A 15968-nucleotide genomic window follows, 5' to 3' on the forward strand; every position below is an offset into this window, starting at 1 on the left:
GAGCGGCGTGCGCCTGGGCTCGCCGGCCATGACCACGCGCGGCTTTGGCGTGAAGGAAGCCGAGCAGGTGGGCAACCTGATTGCCGACGTGCTGGACAACCCGGAAGACGCTGCAACGATCGAGCGCGTGAAGGTGCAGGTGGCCGAGCTCACGAAGCGCTTCCCGGTTTATCGCTGATCCGGACCCCCACGCATCATGCGCTGCCCCTTCTGCCGGCACGAAGACACGCAAGTAGTTGATTCGCGCGTGTCCGAGGACGGCGCCGCAATCCGGCGCCGCCGCCGCTGCCCGGCCTGCGACAAGCGTTTCACGACGTACGAGCGGGTCGAGCTGGCTATGCCGGCCGTCGTCAAGAAGGATGGCAGCCGCACGGAATTCGACCGCCGCAAGATCGAGGCGAGCATGCAACTGGCGCTGCGCAAGCGGCCCGTTGCTGCCGACGCGATTGACGCTGCGGTCGCCCGCATCGAGTATCAACTGCTCGGCAGCGGCGAGCGCGAGGTGCGCAGCGAGCGCCTTGGCGAGCTCGTGATGGCGGAGCTGCGCGAACTCGACACGGTTGCATTCGTGCGTTTTGCCTCCGTGTACCGGCGCTTCGAGGACGTATCCGAATTCGAGGACGTCATCGAAGAGTTTCGCCGTGCAAGCGGCGCCGCCACGCCACCCAAGAAGCGCTGAGCGTTTGAGCGTTACCTTCGAACGCGTGCGCGTTTTCCATCCTCGCATTTCCTCTTCTCCCTGCCGTTGCCTGTGACCGTTGCAGTGTCGCGTGAAGGCAGCGCGCGCATAAGCTGGCCGTTCGGCTAATTGTTCCGTTTCCTGTGGTTCCGTAGAGTGACTGCAATTCCTCGACGATAAGGATTGCAGATGAAATGCGCCGGCTTCACGCTGATCGAAACCATGGTCGTGATCGTCTTGCTCGCTATGTGCGCCACGGCCAGCGCGCCCGTGTTCATATCGTGGCGCGCGCGCGACCAGGTCGACGCACGTGCGAACGCATTGCTTGGCACGCTTTCTTATGCGCGCAGCGAGGCGATCCGGCGCAAGGTGCGCGTGAGCGTGTGCCGGATCGACGCCGCACGGCATTGTCTTACGGCCGGGAAGAACTGCCCGAACGGGCGGGCCGATTGGTCGTGCGGCTGGGCCGTAATAGCCGAACGTGCGGGCATGTCGTTGCAGCTGCGTGCGCAGCCAGCGCTCGATGAGATTACCGTGGCGTCGGGCTTGACGGCGCTCACGTTCACGCCGCCGGCGGGGCAGACAATTGGCAGTTTGCGCAACTTCGAAATCGCGCCGCGCGCCGCCGCGCCTTCCATGCGTGGGACCGGATGGCGGCGCTGCATACGCGTGGCGGCGGGCGGGCGCGCACGCGTGAGCGACGGGGCATGCGGGGCGGCGTCCGGGGCGGCGTCATGAACGCGCGCAACAGGCGTCTCCTGCGTGGTCCGCGCAGCGGGCGCGGCGTGGCTTTGCTCGAAGTCGCGCTGGCGATGGTCATCATGTCGATGTGCGGACTGGGTCTTCTCGGTGCGCAACTCGGTCTTGCGCGGCATGCGCTTGCTTCTGCGGCGCGGGCGCGTGCCGCATTCGCCGCCGATGCGATCGCCGAGGCCGCGCTGGAAACAGGCGCCGCGCCTCGCGATCAATGGAAGGCGCGTGCTGCCGTCATCGTGCCCGAGGGGCGGGCAACCGTGTCCGGCACAGCGGGCACAGCCTCGTTCGTCGTACTGACATGGGCTGCCTTCCGCGATGAGGCCGCGCCTCGCGCGCTGCCGTCCGCCGATGGGTGCGAAAACACCCAATCCGGCGGCGCGGCGCTGGCACAAGGGCGAGCCTGCATCGCGCTCGCATTCGTCCAATGAGGCGCGTTTCATTGCGCTTGCGCGCCGGTGCCGGGCACACGCTGCTCGAATTCACGATTGCCGTGGCGCTCGGCCTCGTTGTGATCGCGGGCGCGCTTGCTGCATATCGTTCGCAGCGCCAGGCGTTCGCTGTCGCAATCGACGCTACCCGCATCCACGACGCAGGCGTGAACGCGCTGACGCTCATGGGCGAGCAGATCCAGATGGCCGGGTTCGTGGGCGCCGATGATCGGGAAGGGCTCGCGGGTTCGCCGATCTTTGGTTGTACCGCTGGGCGTCCTGCCGGCACACATGCGAGCCCGACGTGCGAAGCGCTTGCTAGTCGCTCTGATGGCTTCGAAGTGCGCTATCGAGGCGACGGCGAGTCCACCTGGCCGGCTGCGAATGGTCAGGTCACCGACTGCCTGGGCCAGGCGGTTGGACCGCCGCCGACCGAGGTGCTCAACCGTTTTCATGCGAAGACGAGCGGCTCGACCGGCGAGCCTGAACTCTACTGCGAGGGCTCGGGTAAAGCCGGCACGGCGCAGCCGCTGGTGGAGGGCGTCGAGCGCCTGCGCGTGCGTTACTGGCTGGCCGGCGCCGCGCAAGCCGTCGACGCTGCTGCGATTTCGCGCGATCAGTGGGCCTCGGTCGTCGCTGTCGATCTATGCGTGCTCGTGCGCGGGGCGTCGTTCGCCCGGCGCGTGCGCTACGTCGATTGCGAAGGCGTGTCGGCTGGCGCCGTCGACGGTCGCGCGCGGCAGGCGTTCTGGCGTCACGTGGCGCTGCGCAATGTGCTCGCGGCCCGCCAATGACCTGCGCGGCGCGGCGTTTGCATGGGGGGTGCGGGAGTCAGCGGGGCACCGCGTTGCCGGTCATTTTGCTGATCGTTTCGATGATGCTCGCCACGTCTGCCGCGTGGTTCGAGGGGGCGCTGTTCGCGGCCCGCAACAGCAGCGCTGTCATCGACCAGATGCAGTCGTTCCGAGCGGCCGACGCAGCGCTTGCACTTTGTTCCCGCGCACTGGCCGACGGCGCAACGATAGCGCCACCCGCTCCCGCGCAGTCGGGCGAACCGCAGGACTGGCGACGCCAGCAGACGTTCGAAGCGCGGGCTACGACGCCGGTGCTGTCGTGGCCCGGTTCCGCGAGGCCGCCGCAGTGCCTCGTCGAGGCGTGGCGCATCGAGGCGCGGACGGCGGTGCGAGCGTTTCTTGTCACCGCGCGTGGATTCGGCGCCACGGACGACGCGCAAAGCTGGTTGCAAATGCAGCTCGTCGTGGACGGCATGCGCATCGAGCGCCATTGGCGGCGCGTCGTGGCGCAGCCATTTTGAGGGCGGCAAAGGGGGAGGGATGAAACGCGGTGAGCGTGCTTTTACCTTGCTTGAACTGGTTGTCGCGCTGGCGGCGGTGGCCATCGTGGCGGCTTTCGCGTTGCCAGGCTGGCGCAATCAGATCGCGCGCGGGCATCGGATCGACGCTGTCGCGGCGCTTTATCGCGCTGCGCAATACGTCGAAGCGCAAAGCCCGTTGCCGGCTTCGTTGCCCATGGGCATGGATCAGGCGCCGCCGGCGGGAGCAGCGGTTTATCGGCTGAAGCTTTTCGCGGCGGACGAAATGAACGGTGGTTATACGATCGTGGCCTCGCCCGCTCAAAGCGGTCCGATGCACGACGATTCATGTGGGGCGTTCGTGCTCGACGCGAATGGCATACGTGACAACCAGATGCCGGGTGTGGATGCGGCCACGCCCGCGGCGGCTCCCAATTCGCGCGATTGCTGGAGGGATCGTTGATAGGCGCCTTAGCCGGTGATGTCGTCTTCTTCGGACGCGTGGCGTCGTGTGCCGCCGGTCGGCGCGCCGCGCTGGCGACGCAACTGTTGCCAGACGCGCCAGGCCTCCCACGCCGTGAGCGCCAGACCGCCCCATTTCACGACCGGTCCGGCGGCCGAGGCGACGCTATCGCGCAGCGGCTTGGCCAGCACGAGCGAGGCGATGGAGCTCAACAGGGGATATTGCTTGAGCAGATTGCCAAACCCGGCGCCCACGCGACTCGCGCCAACGTTGCCGAAACCCGGCACGACAAAGCGCAGCCAGCTGAAGTGGGTGAGGGTTTCGCGCAACTCGACAACCGAGGCCGCCATTTCGGCGCGCTCGACGCTCGCGCGCACGATCAGCAGCTCCTTGCGCAGCGCGCGCAGTTGCGGTGTCGAAAGATCGCGGCTACGCGTGCGTGAAGGGCGAAAGGTATTGTCCGATCGGGGTTGGCTCATGGCTTCGATTCGCGGCAGGCGGTTGGCAGACGTGGGCTAGGGCTTGCGAAGGATTTCACGATCCTTCTCGAATTCTTCGAGCGTCGCCTGGAATACCGGCGGGGCATTGCGCAGGACATTGCGCGCCTTCAGCCCGCAGAAGAGCGCGCCGAGCGCATAGACGGCTGTGATCCCGGCGAGCGCCTGCCAGCGCCAGGTATCCCAGAAAGCGATCGCGACGAGCGCGGTCAGCGCGATCAGCGCCATGGTTCCCAGCAGCATCGCAGCAAGTCCGAGGAGGAGCATGCCGAGCAGGCGCTCCTTTTCCTCTGCCAGCTCGATGCCGATCAGCTCGAGCCGCGTATGAAGCATCGCGAACGCAGAGCCGAGGAGACGGCGCGCCGCTCCGGGTTCGTGTCGCTGCGATTGGGTGTCTGTCGTCATGGCGAATGCGGTTGGCGCCTACGCGCGAGCGCGAGGCGAGTGCGCGAAAAAAGCGCCCAGAAAAGACAGGCCGGTGCAGCGCACCGGCCTGGCGGCTTGTGGTTTGGCGCGGGACGCGGCCCTGTGTGGGCCGCCCGCTGCGGCTATACGCCGCGTCTTACTTACGGTTGATCAGCAGGCCCACGAGCACGCCCACGCCTGCGGCGATGCCGATCGACGCCCACGGATGTTCGTGCACGTAATCGTCAGTGGCGCGCGCCGCTTTCTTGCCTTTCTCCACCACAACGACCTGAACGTCGGCCGCCTTTTCCTTGGCTTGCTTCAGGCGCGTGAGGGCCGTTTCGCGAAGCTCCGAAGCGCGCTCGCCAGTGGCGCTCGCCGCTTGCTTGAGCAAGTCCTCCGCATCTGCGAGGACGGTTTTGATATCCGACATCAGCCTCTCCTTGTTGACCTCTGACATTGACTAACTCCCATCGTGTCATACCACGCGTGAATCGTAACAAAGATACGCGCGCTGGCAAGCGTGGCCGGCCGTTGCCCGACAGGATCCCGCACGATTTATTCCTGCGAGAGGGGCGTGGCGGCAACAGTAAGAGAAATATGGAGTTGATCTGGAACGTAAAGTTTCCGCCATGTTGCCACGATGGCGGCCAAAATTACCAAAACTCATATCGGTCTGACCCGATGTTCGTTCTCGGGGCATGAGCGTGCCCTGTATGCTTCAATCTTGTAAATGTTCACTGGATCAACGGGCGCTGTGCCAGTGCAGGTAACGGATCGCCCACCTCGTTCAAAGGAAACCGCACCATGAGTCTGCGTCTTGGCGATATCGCACCCGACTTCGAGCAGGATTCAAGCGTTGGCCGCATCAAATTTCATGACTGGCTCGGCAATAGCTGGGGCGTGCTGTTCTCGCATCCGGCCGATTTCACGCCGGTCTGCACGACCGAGCTGGGCCTGACCGCGAAGCTCAAGGACGAGTTCGAGAAGCGCAACGTCAAGACGATCGCGCTGTCGGTCGATAACGCGGATTCGCATAACGAATGGATCAAGGACATCAACGAGACGCAGGCGGTTAGCGTCGGCTTCCCGATTCTCGCCGACGGCGACCGCAAGGTGTCCACGCTGTACGACATGATCCATCCAAACGCGAACGAGACGCTCACGGTGCGCTCGCTATTCGTGATCGATCCGAACAAGAAGGTGCGCCTCATCATCACGTATCCGGCGAGTACGGGCCGCAATTTCGACGAAGTGCTGCGCGTGATCGATTCGCTGCAACTCACCGACAACTTTCAGGTCGCGACGCCCGGCAACTGGAAGCACGGCGACGATGTCGTGATTGTCCCGTCGCTGAAGGACGAAGAGGTGCTCAAACAGAAGTTTCCGAAGGGCTACAAGGCGCTGCGTCCGTATCTGCGCCTGACGCCGCAGCCGAACAAGTAAGGTTCAGGTCTAGCCGCGCGCTTACGGAAGGCGCGGCACAAAAAAAGCGCCGCGCGAGTCGACTCGCGCGGCGCTTTTTTCATACGCCAACAGTTACGGCGGGGAGGGCGTTTAGAAGAATGCCTGAATGCCCGTCTGAGCGCGGCCCAGAATCAGCGCGTGGATGTCGTGCGTGCCTTCGTAGGTGTTCACCACCTCGAGGTTCACGAGGTGCCGCGCCACGCCGAATTCGTCGGAGATGCCGTTGCCGCCCAGCATGTCGCGCGCGAGACGCGCGATGTCGAGCGACTTGCCGCACGAATTGCGCTTCATGATCGAGGTGATCTCGACTGCCGCCGTGCCTTCGTCCTTCATGCGGCCGAGGCGCAGGCAGCCTTGCAGGCCCAGCGTGATTTCGGTCTGCATGTCGGCGAGCTTTTTCTGGATCAACTGGTTGGCTGCTAGCGGGCGGCCGAACTGTTTGCGGTCGAGCACGTACTGACGCGCCGTGTGCCAGCACGACTCCGCCGCGCCGAGCGCGCCCCAGGCGATGCCGTAGCGCGCCGAATTCAGGCAGGTGAACGGACCGCGCAGGCCCTTCACTCCAGGCATGATGTTCTCTTCCGGCACGAACACTTCGTCGAGCACGATTTCGCCGGTGATCGACGCGCGCAGGCCCACCTTGCCGTGGATCGCCGGCGCCGAGAGACCCTTCCAGCCCTTTTCCAGGATGAAGCCGCGGATGTCGTCCTTGCCGTCTTCCTCGAGCTTTGCCCAAACGACGAACACATCGGCGATGGGCGAGTTCGTGATCCACATCTTGGCGCCCGAGAGCGAGTAGCCGCCGTTCACCTTCTTCGCGCGCGTGACCATGCTGCCCGGATCGGAGCCGTGGTTCGGCTCGGTCAGGCCGAAGCAGCCGATCCATTCGCCGCTCGCGAGCTTCGGCAGGTACTTCTGCTTTTGCGCTTCCGAGCCGAATTCGTAGATGGGCACCATGACGAGCGACGACTGCACCGACATCATCGAGCGATAGCCCGAGTCGACGCGTTCCACTTCGCGTGCGATCAGGCCGTAGGCCACGTAGTTGAGGCCGGGGCCGCCGTATTGTTCGGGGATGGTCGGGCCGAGCAGACCGACTTCGCCCATTTCGCGGAAGATCGAAGCATCCGTTTTTTCGTGACGGAACGCCTCCAGCACGCGCGGCGCGAGCTTGTCCTGCGAGTAGGCCGCGGCGGCGTCGCGCACCATGCGTTCGTCTTCGGTGAGCTGCTGGTCGAGCAGCAGCGGATCTTCCCAATGGAACTGGGCATGTGCGGCCATGGTGTCTCTCCAAAATCTCGAAATGGGCAATTTGCGCTTGACTATAGTTCCGCTATGCGGAACAATGTTTTGCAAATTCGCCTTAGTGTATCACCAGCTTGCTCATGTCTGCACTTGAAATGAACGCATCTTCATCGTTTTCTTCCGCGCTGGCGGAGGGCCCGATCGACGAGCGCAAGTTCGTCGTGGCGCTCGCGCGCGGGCTCGAACTGCTGCGCGCCTTCCGGCCCGGCGAGACGCTGCTCGGCAACCGAGATTTCGTCGAGCGCACTGGCTTGCCGAAGGCGACCGTCAATCGGCTTGCCTACACGCTCACGGTACTCGGCTATTTGCGCTTCGACGAATTGCTCGGCAAATATGCGCTCGACGCGGGCGTGCTGTCGCTGGGTTTTGCGCTGCTCTCGGGCACGGACACGCTCGAACTCGCGCGCCCGCACATGCGCGTGTTCGCGCGCGAGGTGGGGGCGGCGGTGTCGCTGGGGTGCCGCGACGGTCTCGACGTGATCTATCTGGACACCATCCGCAGCGAGACGGCGCTTACGCTGGGTCTGGCTTCGGGCTCGCGCCTGTCGATGCTGACGAGCTCGATGGGGCGCGCGTATCTGGCGGTGCAGCCGCTCGATGTGCGCACGGCGTTATTCGCGGAACTGGAAAAGGCGGCGGGCGCTGACGGCCCCGCGCAGGTTGCGGCGGCCAAGCGCGAGATCGAGATTTTTGCGAGGGAGGGCGTCTGCTATTCGTTTCGCGACTGGCACGACGACGTCAACGCCGTGGCGGTGCCGTTTCGCGAGCCGCGCGAGCGGCGCTGGCTGGTGCTCAGTTGCAGCGGGCCGGCTTCGTCGATGGGGCCGGAAGTGTTTCGCGAGCGCGTGGCGCCGCTTCTCAAGTCGTTGGCGCGCAGGCTCGGCGAGACGGTGTAACGCGCAGCCATCGACGAAAAAAAGCCGACCCGAGGGTCGGCTTTTTTCATGGAGCAGAGCGTCCGGCTTAGTGATTCAGGCGGCCGAGCAGCAGGAACTCCATCAGCGCCTTCTGGACGTGCAGGCGGTTTTCCGCTTCGTCCCAGACCACGCTTTGCGGGCCGTCGATTACCTCGGCGCTCACTTCTTCGCCACGGTGTGCGGGCAGACAGTGCATGAACAGGGCGTCGGGGTTGGCGCGCGCCATCATTTCGGCATCCACGCACCAGTCGGCGAAGGCCTTCATGCGCGCCTCGTTTTCCGCCTCGAAGCCCATGCTGGTCCAGACGTCCGTGGTGACGAGGTCGGCGCCCGCGCAGGCTTCGTTCGGATCCTCGAATACCGCGTAGAACGGCGCGCTTTCCGGCGCGACCAGAGCGGGGTCGAGCGGGTAGCCCGGCGGCGTGGAGATGCGCAGCTTGAAGTCGAGGATCTGCGCGGCTTCGATCCATGTGTAGAGCATGTTGTTGGCGTCGCCCACCCACGCCACGGTCTTGCCGCGGATCGGGCCGCGATGCTCGTAGTACGTGAAGATGTCGGCCAGCACCTGGCAGGGGTGGTACTCGTTCGTGAGACCGTTGATGACCGGCACGCGCGAGCTTTCGGCAAAGCGCTGCAGGATGTCCTGGCCGAACGTGCGGATCATGATGATGTCGACCATGCGCGAGATCACCTGCGCCGAATCTTCGATGGGCTCGCCGCGGCCGAGCTGCGTGTCGCGCGTGTTCATGAACACGGCGTGGCCGCCAAGCTGGAAGATGCCGGCTTCGAATGAGAGGCGCGTGCGCGTGGAACTCTTCTCGAAGATCATCGCGAGCGTGCGGTCGTGCAGAGGATGATACGTCTCGTAGTTCTTGAACTTGCGCTTCAGGATGCGCGCGCGCTCCAGCACATATTCATAATCGTCAAGGGAGAAATCCTTGAACTGCAGGTAATGGCGTATGGTACGGGAGGTCATGAAACGAAAATGGCGCCTGATCCGGCCTCGAACTGCAGGTTGAAGCCGGCGACGCCGCTGCGGTTGGTGGTAAGTCAATGCAGCATAAAGGATTTTGCGGACTTTGACGAGTCGGCGGGAAGGGGCGCCCAGGGCAGGGCCAGGTTCGGCGCCAGGGGCGAAAGACGCGGCGAAGCGCGGGCGCGAACCCTTGCCGATTGTCTTATGTGCAGTGCGTCAAAAGTGCTGCTGCGCTATAATCTCAAAGATTTTCCAGGCACGACAGCGGGCTCGACGCGCAAGACGCGGGGCTCGCGGGAGCGGCCCGTGCGCTGGCCGGAAAGCGCGCTGCAGGTTCGATGCGGCGCCGCGCCGGTTGGGGTGCGCGGTCGGCTTCTCCCCTCTCCATCGGACTGTATTTGCACGCGGCCATCGGGCGAACTGCCCGCGGCTGGCGCTCTGCGGCACAAGCGCGGAGCGGCGTGCTCGTGCTCTCGTTTCAGCCGCAAAGCGCACCGCGTCACCGCGGCCCCGCGCAGTCATACAGGTACCCTACATGGCCGACGACGCTCCAACCGAATACTTCATTCAAGGCATCACCAGTACGGGAAAGAAGTTTCGCCCGAGCGACTGGTCCGAGCGCCTGGCGGGGGTGATGTCGAGCTTTGGCCCGAAGGCGTCCGCCAATGCGCGAGGGCCGAACGCCTATCTGCGCTATTCGCTATACGTGCGGCCGACCATGATCGGCGACCTCAAGGTCGTGGTGCTGGATTCGCGCTTGAAGGACGTCGAGCCGATGGCCTTCAACTTCGTTATGAATTTCGCCAAGGACAACGATCTGGTGGTGACAGAGGCCTGCGAGTTGCCGCTGGATCATGCGACACAGCAGGGCGGCAGCCGCTGAATCGAACCAACCCGCTGCGGCGGGTTTTTTTGTGCCCGCACGCGGGGCAACGGTTTTTCGCAGGCGCGTAGGCGTGGGGGCAATAAAAAACCCGCCGAAGCGGGTTTTTTGTGCAGCGGAATCAGCAAGCGCCCGCCGTGGCGGACGGCCCGCGATTCTCTTTACTGCGCAGCTTGCATTGCCTTGACGGCAGCTGCGAGGCGGCTCTTATTGCGAGCGGCCTTGTTCTTGTGAACGATCTTCTTGTCCGAGATGATGTCGAGCGTCTTTGCCGAGGCCTTCAGGACTTCTGCGGCCTTTGCCTTGTCGCCAGCGTCGATCGCCTTGCGGACAGCCTTGATAGCGGTGCGGAACTTCGAGCGCAGCGCCGAGTTGTGCGAGTTTGCCTTCGCGGCCTGACGGGCGCGCTTGCGTGCTTGTGCGGAATTTGCCATGTTGGTTCCTTATGTTTCGAGAGCTTCAGTCCGCCGACGCTGGGTCGAGCAGGACGATGCTCCTTGCCTGGATTTGAACTTCCGGGGCGATTGCCCGAAAGCACAAAACGGTATTTGCCGGCATTGATCTAGCTTGCCAGCCGCGTCTTTTGTGCCAAAGCGGAAAGAGGGCCTGAAATGCCGACCGCTCAACGCTTCCTTTCCAAGACGCGATTCTCGAGTGCTAGTGAAACTCGAAACCGTGAATTATAGCAATGAAATCATGGGCGTGGCAATGGCGACGCAGTTGGCATGCCGTCGCGTATCGACGACGAGTCGGAGGACGAAGCGCAGAGCAAAGCGGTAACGAACTTGGCGGCACCCGTATAATAAGCGCCCCATGAATCTATTCCGAGCCCTGCTGACGGTCAGCGGCTTCACGCTGCTGTCGCGCGTGACCGGACTGGCCCGAGAAACGCTGATTGCCCGCGCATTTGGCGCGAGTCAGTACACCGACGCCTTTTACGTCGCGTTTCGCATTCCCAACCTGCTGCGCCGCATTTCGGCGGAAGGCGCGTTTTCGCAGGCCTTCGTGCCGATCCTCGCGGAGTTCAAGAGCCAGAAGGGACATGACGCCACCCGCGATCTCGTCGATGCCACATCGACGGTGCTCGCGTGGGTGCTTGCCGTTCTTTCGGTGCTGGGCATCGTCGGGGCGTCGTTCGTCGTGACCGTGGTGGCCACGGGCTTGAAGAACGACGGCCAGGCGTATCAGCTTGCCGTCACGATGACGCGGATCATGTTCCCGTACATCGTGTTCATCTCGCTCACGTCGCTCGCGTCCGGGGTGCTCAACACGTACAAGCAGTTCTCGCTGCCCGCGTTCGCGCCGGTGCTGCTCAACGTGGCGTTCATCACGGCGGCAGTGGCGTTCGCGCCGCACATGAAGCAGCCGGTCTTTGCGCTCGCGTGGGCCGTGATCGTCGGCGGCGTGCTGCAGTTCATCGTGCAACTGCCGGGGCTGAAGAAGATCGACATGCTGCCGCACATCGGCCTCAATCCGCTCAAGGCGCTCGCGCATCGCGGCGTCAAGCGCGTGCTCGCGAAAATGGTGCCGGCCATGTTCGCGGTGTCGGTCGCGCAGATCAGCCTCATCATCAATACGAACATTGCTTCGCGCCTCGGCGCGGGCGCGGTCTCGTGGATCAACTACGCCGACCGCCTGATGGAGTTTCCGACCGCGCTGCTGGGCGTGGCGCTCGGCACGATCCTGCTGCCGAGCCTGTCGAAAGCGCACGTCGATGCCGATCCGCACGAATATTCCGCGCTGCTCGATTGGGGGCTGCGCGTGACTTTCCTGCTCGCGGCGCCTTCGGCGGTTGCGTTGTTCTTCTTCGCCGAGCCGCTCACGGCCACGCTGTTCCACTACGGCAAGTTCGACGCGAATTCGGTCGTCATGACGGCCCGCGCGCTTACGGCTTATGGTGTCGGGCTCATCGGGCTGATTCTCATCAAGATTCTCGCGCCGGGCTTTTATGCGCGCCAGGACATCAAGACGCCGGTGAAGATCGGCGTGGGCGTACTGGTCGCCACGCAGATCGGCAACTACCTCTTCGTGCCGATCTTCGCGCACGCGGGCCTCACGCTCTCGGTCGGACTCGGCGCCTGTATCAACGCGCTGCTGCTCTTCATTGGCTTGCGCCGCCGCGGCATTTACATGCCGTCCTCGGGTTGGGCCCGATTCTTCGTGCAATTGCTCGGGGCATGCCTCGTGCTTTCGGGTGCGATGCACTGGTGTGCGATCAGCTACGACTGGATCGGCCTGCATCGCGAGCCGCTTGCGCGCATGGCGCTGCTTGCCGCCTGCCTCGTGCTGTTCGCCACGCTATATTTCGGTATGCTTTGGTTGATGGGCTTCAAATACGCATACTTCAAGAGGCGCGCGAAGTGATCACGATGAACACGCGGGTGCTCGACTATTTCAGCGCGCTCGTTGCCGAAGACGAAAGCCTGCCGCTCACCGAAGCGGCGCTGGCCATCGCGCAGGACGCCTACCCCGACCTCGACGTGCAAGGCACGCTCGCCGAAATCGACGAGTTGGCGCTGCGCGCGAAAAAGCACATGCCCGAGGGCATCGATGTGCGCCAGCAGGTCACGTTTCTGAACCGCGTGTTCTTTCGCGAGATGGGCTTTGGCGCCAATCTCAACGACTTTTTCGATCCCGATAACAGTCATCTGAACGTCGTGCTCAAGCGCCGGCGCGGCATTCCCATTTCGCTCGCCGTGCTCTATCTGGAGATCGCGGGGCAGCTTGGGCTGCCGGTGCAGGGCGTGTCGTTTCCGGGGCACTTCCTGCTGCGCGTCTCGCTGCCCGATGGCGACGCCATGCTCGATCCCACTACCGGTCGCACGCTCACCGAATCCGACATGGTCGAGATGCTCGAGCCCTATGTGATGAGTGCGGGCGACTCGGTCGCGCGCGCGCTGCGCATGCTGCTCGAACCGGCCACGCGGCGCGAGATCGTGGCGCGCATGCTGCGCAACCTGAAGTCCGTGTATCTGCAGACCGAGCGTTGGGAGCGCCTGCTCGGCATCCAGCAGCGGCTCGTGATTCTGCTGCCGGAGAGCATCGAGGAGGTGCGCGATCGCGGCTTCGCGTACGCGCGCCTCGATTACCTGCGGCCCGCGTTGGAGGACCTCGAGCATTATCTCGACGAGCGCCCCGACGCCGAGGACGCCATGGTGGTCGAGTCGCAACTGCAGGAACTGCGCCAGCGCACGCTCGATAACGATTGAGCGCTGCGCCGCGACAGCGTGCACTTTGTGCAAATTCTGCAAACAAAAAACCCGCGAATTTTTCGTTCGCGGGTTTTTTTACGCCAGATGCGTGCCTGCTTACTTCGGCTGCATGCGAATCGCGCCGTCGAGGCGGATCACTTCGCCGTTGAGCATCGGGTTTTCGATGATCTGCTTGACGAGCATTGCGTACTCGTTGGGCTTGCCGAGGCGCGGGGGGAACGGCACCATCGCGCCGAGCGCATCCTGCACTTCCTTGGGCATGCCGAGCAGCATCGGCGTTTCGAACAGGCCCGGCGCGATCGTCATCACGCGGATGCCGTTGCGCGAGAGGTCGCGGGCGATCGGCAGCGTCATCGCCACGACGCCGCCCTTGGAGGCCGCATAGGCCGCCTGGCCGATCTGGCCGTCGTACGCGGCCACCGATGCCGTGTTGATGATCACGCCACGCTCGCCGCCCTCGTTGGGTGCGGTCTGCGCGATCGCAGCGGCCGCGAGGCGGATCATGTTGAAGGTGCCGATCAGGTTGACCGAGATGGTCTTGCTGAACGCGTCGAGCGGGTGCGGGCCGTCCTTGCCGACGGTCTTCACGGCGGGGGCGATGCCCGCGCAGTTCACGAGGCCGCGCAGCGTGCCGAGCGCGGTGGCGGCGGCTACGGCGCGTGCGCCGTCTTCCTCGCTCGCGACGTTGCACTTCACGAAGGTGCCGCCGAGTTCTTGCGCGAGCGCGTTGCCCGCTTCCTCGTTGAGGTCGGCGAGCACGACCTTGCCGCCTTCGGCCGCGATGAGCTGTGCGCTGGCCGCGCCGAGACCCGACGCGCCGCCGGTGATCAGAAATACGTTGTCGCGGATTTGCATTTGTCTTCCTCCTTGCTGCTCGATGGGTAATTTCTTGCGGCGTAACCCCGCGACGGGTCAGCCCGCGACTCGACGGCTAAGAGGAGCAGAAGGACGAGGACCGGCCGAACGGGGAGGCCGGCGTTCACGCCGGGGATCGCCCGGCGCGGCCGGCAAAAGACGTCTTACTTGAGTGCTTCGAAAGCGCGGTTGCGGATTTCCTCGACGCTGCCGAGACCCGCGATGGCGCGGTATTGCGGCGCCTTCATGCCGTTTTCTTCACCGCGCTTAGCCCAGTCGCTGTAATAGGCGATGAGCGGCTTCGTTTGCGCGACATACACGTCGAGACGCTTGCGCACGGTCTCTTCCTTGTCGTCGTCGCGCTGGACGAGCGGCTCGCCCGTCACGTCGTCGACCATGTCCTGCTTGGGCGGGTTGAACTTGACGTGATAGGTGCGGCCCGATGCCGGGTGCATGCGGCGACCGCTCATGCGCACGATGATCTCGTCGAACGGCACGTCGATCTCGAGCACGTAGTCGATGGCCACGCCGGCCTGCTTCATGGCTTCGGCCTGCGGCAGGGTGCGCGGGAAGCCGTCGAACAGGTAGCCGTTCTTGCAGTCGGGTTCCTGCAGGCGTTCCTTCACGAGGTTGATGATCAGCGTATCGGGCACGAGTTCGCCCGCGTCCATGTAGCGCTTGGCCTCGACGCCGAGCGGCGTGCCGGCCTTGACGGCCGCGCGCAGCATGTCGCCCGTCGAGATTTGCGGAATGCCGAACTTCTCCTTGATGAAGTTTGCCTGGGTTCCCTTGCCCGCACCGGGGGCGCCCAACAGGATCAAACGCATTTGAACTTTCTCCGATTTATGTGAATTCTTGCGGCGCGGCGACGGCCCTGACGGGCGGCATCGGCGGCGTCGTGCGTCTCCTCCAGCAGGCCAGGTCGGGGGGAAACCCCCACGGACAAAGGCTTCGACGGCTCGCGCAAACCACCGATTATGCCATGGGATTTTCGCCCCACGGCCCCTGTTAAGGCCGGAATAGCGCCTGCACGCGGGCGAGGTCGGCGGGCGTGTCGACGCCGGGCGCCGGCGCTTCGGCAGTGACGAGCACCGCGATGCGCTCGCCGTGCCACATGGCGCGCAGTTGTTCGAGCGCTTCGGCCTGCTCGATTGGCGAGTGTGCGAGCGAGGGGTAGCTGCGCAGGAATTTCACCCGATACGCATACAGGCCGATATGCCGGTAAACGGTCGCCGGAGCCGGCGGAGCGGGCATGGCGGCCAGATCGAGGTGGGCCGGCGACCAGTGCGGCTGCCAGGCGTCGCGCGCCCAGGGAATGGGGGCGCGCGAGAAGTAGAGCGCCACGCCGCGCGCGTCCAGCACGACCTTCACCACATTCGGATTCAGGATCTCGTCGGGCGCGGTGATGGGGTGCGCCGCCGTGGCGATCGCGCATTCCGGGTGCGCGGCAAGGTGCGACGCCACGTCGCACACCAAGGCGGGGTCGATCAGCGGCTCATCGCCCTGAACATTAACCACGATCAACTCGTCGCTCCAGCCAAAGTGCTCTGCGACTTCGGCCAGGCGGTCGGTGCCCGAGGGGTGGTCGGCGCGCGTCATGACCGCTTCGAAGCCGTGCTCGCGCGCGGCGTCGAGCACGCTTTGGGCGTCCGAGGCGATCAGCACCTGCTGCGCGCCCGAGGCGCGGGCGCGCTCGGCCACGCGCACCACCATCGGCTTGCCGCCGATGTCGGCGAGCGGCTTGTTAGGCAGCCGGGTCGAGGCGAGGCGCGCCGGGACGACGGCGATGAAGGGTTGCGCGGGCGCGGCCATG

20 protein-coding genes and 1 pseudogene are annotated in these 15968 nt (G+C 64.6%); 12 read left to right on the top strand and 9 right to left on the bottom strand.

Annotated elements, in window-relative coordinates; all coding sequences use genetic code 11:
- The 7 genes and pseudogenes from glyA to HV773_RS10980 form a co-directional block, all read left to right on the top strand.
- Positions 1-178, top strand: a pseudogene (gene glyA / locus HV773_RS10950) (serine hydroxymethyltransferase); the annotation flags it as partial.
- 18 nt (positions 179-196) lie between these two features.
- Positions 197-679: a transcriptional regulator NrdR gene (gene nrdR / locus HV773_RS10955; RefSeq protein ID WP_129562705.1), complete on the top strand. Its 483-nt coding sequence runs from the start codon at positions 197-199 to the stop codon at positions 677-679.
- 189 nt (positions 680-868) lie between these two features.
- Positions 869-1417, top strand: coding sequence for a GspH/FimT family pseudopilin (locus HV773_RS10960; RefSeq protein WP_175195264.1), 549 nt, complete (start codon positions 869-871; stop codon positions 1415-1417).
- On the top strand, positions 1414-1863 hold the full coding sequence (locus HV773_RS10965) for a hypothetical protein (protein WP_129562703.1): 450 nt from the start codon (positions 1414-1416) through the stop codon (positions 1861-1863). Before HV773_RS10960 ends, HV773_RS10965 begins: the two co-directional genes overlap by 4 nt.
- Positions 1860-2657 carry a PilW family protein gene (locus tag HV773_RS10970; protein WP_129562702.1) on the top strand — a complete coding sequence of 266 codons (798 nt, stop codon included), beginning with the start codon at positions 1860-1862 and terminating at the stop codon, positions 2655-2657. Before HV773_RS10965 ends, HV773_RS10970 begins: the two co-directional genes overlap by 4 nt.
- A gap of 53 nt (positions 2658-2710) precedes the next feature.
- Positions 2711-3178, top strand: a complete 468-nt coding sequence (locus tag HV773_RS10975; protein ID WP_246282272.1) for a pilus assembly PilX family protein — start codon at positions 2711-2713, stop codon at positions 3176-3178.
- A 19-nt stretch (positions 3179-3197) separates the two neighbouring features.
- Complete coding sequence (locus tag HV773_RS10980; RefSeq protein WP_129562700.1) at positions 3198-3638, top strand: type IV pilin protein; 441 nt, start codon at positions 3198-3200, stop codon at positions 3636-3638.
- A gap of 8 nt (positions 3639-3646) precedes the next feature.
- Here the strand turns inward: HV773_RS10980 and HV773_RS10985 are convergent, their stop codons facing one another.
- The 3 genes from HV773_RS10985 to HV773_RS10995 all read right to left on the bottom strand — a co-directional run bounded on the left by HV773_RS10985 (position 3647) and on the right by HV773_RS10995 (position 5000).
- Positions 3647-4117 carry a DUF3318 domain-containing protein gene (locus HV773_RS10985; RefSeq protein ID WP_129562699.1) on the bottom strand — a complete coding sequence of 157 codons (471 nt, stop codon included), beginning with the start codon at positions 4115-4117 and terminating at the stop codon, positions 3647-3649.
- A gap of 36 nt (positions 4118-4153) precedes the next feature.
- The gene (locus HV773_RS10990) at positions 4154-4540 is read right to left on the bottom strand and encodes a phage holin family protein (RefSeq protein WP_129562698.1); all 387 of its coding nucleotides are present in this window, start codon (positions 4538-4540) and stop codon (positions 4154-4156) included.
- Between the two features lie 157 nt (positions 4541-4697).
- Positions 4698-5000 (bottom strand): ElaB/YgaM/YqjD family protein, encoded by a 303-nt coding sequence (locus HV773_RS10995; RefSeq protein WP_008919742.1) that lies wholly within the window; start codon positions 4998-5000, stop codon positions 4698-4700.
- Positions 5001-5347: 347 nt separating this feature from the next.
- Here HV773_RS10995 and HV773_RS11000 point away from each other — a divergent pair, with 347 nt between their 5' ends.
- Entirely contained in the window at positions 5348-5986 is a 639-nt protein-coding gene (locus HV773_RS11000) for a peroxiredoxin (RefSeq protein WP_129562697.1), read from the top strand.
- A gap of 111 nt (positions 5987-6097) precedes the next feature.
- On the opposite strand, the gene HV773_RS11005 is transcribed toward HV773_RS11000, so the two are convergent.
- Positions 6098-7288 (bottom strand): acyl-CoA dehydrogenase, encoded by a 1191-nt coding sequence (locus HV773_RS11005; protein ID WP_129562696.1) that lies wholly within the window; start codon positions 7286-7288, stop codon positions 6098-6100.
- A 119-nt stretch (positions 7289-7407) separates the two neighbouring features.
- Here HV773_RS11005 and HV773_RS11010 point away from each other — a divergent pair, with 119 nt between their 5' ends.
- Positions 7408-8208 carry an IclR family transcriptional regulator gene (locus tag HV773_RS11010; protein WP_129563386.1) on the top strand — a complete coding sequence of 267 codons (801 nt, stop codon included), beginning with the start codon at positions 7408-7410 and terminating at the stop codon, positions 8206-8208.
- Between the two features lie 67 nt (positions 8209-8275).
- Here the strand turns inward: HV773_RS11010 and argF are convergent, their stop codons facing one another.
- Positions 8276-9205: an ornithine carbamoyltransferase gene (gene argF, locus HV773_RS11015; protein ID WP_129562695.1), complete on the bottom strand. Its 930-nt coding sequence runs from the start codon at positions 9203-9205 to the stop codon at positions 8276-8278.
- A 535-nt stretch (positions 9206-9740) separates the two neighbouring features.
- Between argF and HV773_RS11020 the strand changes: the two genes are divergently transcribed.
- A complete protein-coding gene (locus tag HV773_RS11020; protein WP_129562694.1) occupies positions 9741-10088 on the top strand; it encodes a DUF3579 domain-containing protein in 348 nt (115 codons plus the stop codon).
- Positions 10089-10249: 161 nt separating this feature from the next.
- Here HV773_RS11020 and rpsT read toward each other — a convergent pair whose 3' ends face one another.
- Positions 10250-10522, bottom strand: a complete 273-nt coding sequence (gene rpsT / locus HV773_RS11025; RefSeq protein ID WP_129562693.1) for a 30S ribosomal protein S20 — start codon at positions 10520-10522, stop codon at positions 10250-10252.
- 379 nt (positions 10523-10901) lie between these two features.
- On the opposite strand from rpsT, the gene murJ reads away from it, so the two are divergent.
- Positions 10902-12452, top strand: coding sequence for a murein biosynthesis integral membrane protein MurJ (gene murJ / locus HV773_RS11030; RefSeq protein ID WP_129562692.1), 1551 nt, complete (start codon positions 10902-10904; stop codon positions 12450-12452).
- A 5-nt stretch (positions 12453-12457) separates the two neighbouring features.
- Complete coding sequence (locus tag HV773_RS11035; RefSeq protein ID WP_129563385.1) at positions 12458-13297, top strand: SirB1 family protein; 840 nt, start codon at positions 12458-12460, stop codon at positions 13295-13297.
- Between the two features lie 99 nt (positions 13298-13396).
- Here HV773_RS11035 and HV773_RS11040 read toward each other — a convergent pair whose 3' ends face one another.
- The 3 genes from HV773_RS11040 to kdsB all read right to left on the bottom strand — a co-directional run bounded on the left by HV773_RS11040 (position 13397) and on the right by kdsB (position 15967).
- Complete coding sequence (locus tag HV773_RS11040; protein WP_129562691.1) at positions 13397-14155, bottom strand: 3-hydroxyacyl-CoA dehydrogenase; 759 nt, start codon at positions 14153-14155, stop codon at positions 13397-13399.
- A 164-nt stretch (positions 14156-14319) separates the two neighbouring features.
- Positions 14320-14982 (bottom strand): adenylate kinase, encoded by a 663-nt coding sequence (gene adk, locus HV773_RS11045; RefSeq protein WP_129562690.1) that lies wholly within the window; start codon positions 14980-14982, stop codon positions 14320-14322.
- Positions 14983-15163: 181 nt separating this feature from the next.
- On the bottom strand, positions 15164-15967 hold the full coding sequence (gene kdsB / locus HV773_RS11050) for a 3-deoxy-manno-octulosonate cytidylyltransferase (RefSeq protein ID WP_129562689.1): 804 nt from the start codon (positions 15965-15967) through the stop codon (positions 15164-15166).
- Between the last annotated feature and the right edge of the window lies 1 nt (position 15968).

The organism is Paraburkholderia caffeinitolerans, assembly GCF_902859945.1.
Classification (GTDB): domain Bacteria; phylum Pseudomonadota; class Gammaproteobacteria; order Burkholderiales; family Burkholderiaceae; genus Paraburkholderia; species Paraburkholderia caffeinitolerans.

Coding starts and splice junctions, on each gene's coding strand:
- nrdR (WP_129562705.1), top strand. CDS start 197: ATGCGCTGCCCCTTCTGCCGGCACGAAGACACGCAAGTAGTTGATTCG.
- HV773_RS10960 (WP_175195264.1), top strand. CDS start 869: ATGAAATGCGCCGGCTTCACGCTGATCGAAACCATGGTCGTGATCGTC.
- HV773_RS10965 (WP_129562703.1), top strand. CDS start 1,414: ATGAACGCGCGCAACAGGCGTCTCCTGCGTGGTCCGCGCAGCGGGCGC.
- HV773_RS10970 (WP_129562702.1), top strand. CDS start 1,860: ATGAGGCGCGTTTCATTGCGCTTGCGCGCCGGTGCCGGGCACACGCTG.
- HV773_RS10980 (WP_129562700.1), top strand. CDS start 3,198: ATGAAACGCGGTGAGCGTGCTTTTACCTTGCTTGAACTGGTTGTCGCG.
- HV773_RS10985 (WP_129562699.1), bottom strand. CDS start 4,117: ATGAGCCAACCCCGATCGGACAATACCTTTCGCCCTTCACGCACGCGT.
- HV773_RS10990 (WP_129562698.1), bottom strand. CDS start 4,540: ATGACGACAGACACCCAATCGCAGCGACACGAACCCGGAGCGGCGCGC.
- HV773_RS10995 (WP_008919742.1), bottom strand. CDS start 5,000: ATGTCAGAGGTCAACAAGGAGAGGCTGATGTCGGATATCAAAACCGTC.
- HV773_RS11000 (WP_129562697.1), top strand. CDS start 5,348: ATGAGTCTGCGTCTTGGCGATATCGCACCCGACTTCGAGCAGGATTCA.
- HV773_RS11005 (WP_129562696.1), bottom strand. CDS start 7,288: ATGGCCGCACATGCCCAGTTCCATTGGGAAGATCCGCTGCTGCTCGAC.
- HV773_RS11010 (WP_129563386.1), top strand. CDS start 7,408: ATGAACGCATCTTCATCGTTTTCTTCCGCGCTGGCGGAGGGCCCGATC.
- argF (WP_129562695.1), bottom strand. CDS start 9,205: ATGACCTCCCGTACCATACGCCATTACCTGCAGTTCAAGGATTTCTCC.
- HV773_RS11020 (WP_129562694.1), top strand. CDS start 9,741: ATGGCCGACGACGCTCCAACCGAATACTTCATTCAAGGCATCACCAGT.
- rpsT (WP_129562693.1), bottom strand. CDS start 10,522: ATGGCAAATTCCGCACAAGCACGCAAGCGCGCCCGTCAGGCCGCGAAG.
- murJ (WP_129562692.1), top strand. CDS start 10,902: ATGAATCTATTCCGAGCCCTGCTGACGGTCAGCGGCTTCACGCTGCTG.
- HV773_RS11035 (WP_129563385.1), top strand. CDS start 12,458: ATGAACACGCGGGTGCTCGACTATTTCAGCGCGCTCGTTGCCGAAGAC.
- HV773_RS11040 (WP_129562691.1), bottom strand. CDS start 14,155: ATGCAAATCCGCGACAACGTATTTCTGATCACCGGCGGCGCGTCGGGT.
- adk (WP_129562690.1), bottom strand. CDS start 14,982: ATGCGTTTGATCCTGTTGGGCGCCCCCGGTGCGGGCAAGGGAACCCAG.
- kdsB (WP_129562689.1), bottom strand. CDS start 15,967: ATGGCCGCGCCCGCGCAACCCTTCATCGCCGTCGTCCCGGCGCGCCTC.